The following is a 263-nucleotide window of genomic DNA, read 5'->3' as shown; positions in this document are numbered from 1 at the left end:
AAAACGATGGAACATATTATAGCATATAATCCGTACAAGAATGGCAATAAAGGGAGCGTAAGCTCCCAGCCACTCTCGGTCTACGACAAGACCATCGCTTATCCCTGGATGGCAGACCTGGTAGCTGCCATCCGTGGGGGTAACGATGAACTGAAGAAGCAGCTGCCCTTCCGCTGCGCTCACTACTACCAGTTCCGAGACAACAGGCGTTCGCAGAAGAACGCCGTGCCCGAAAGCTTCCTCTTCCAAACCACCATCGACGT

Annotated in this window: 1 pseudogene; it reads left to right on the top strand. The window is 52.5% G+C overall.

The features are described from left to right. Positions 1-6 precede the first annotated feature (6 nt). Positions 7-263 (top strand): annotated as a pseudogene (locus DWV53_RS15485) (hypothetical protein); the annotation flags it as partial.

The sequence above is a fragment of the Segatella copri genome (genome assembly GCF_003465495.1).
Taxonomy (GTDB): Bacteria; Bacteroidota; Bacteroidia; order Bacteroidales; family Bacteroidaceae; genus Prevotella; species Prevotella copri_G.
Note: the sequence above shows the minus strand (reverse complement) of the source record. Positions and strands in the feature narration are given on the sequence as shown.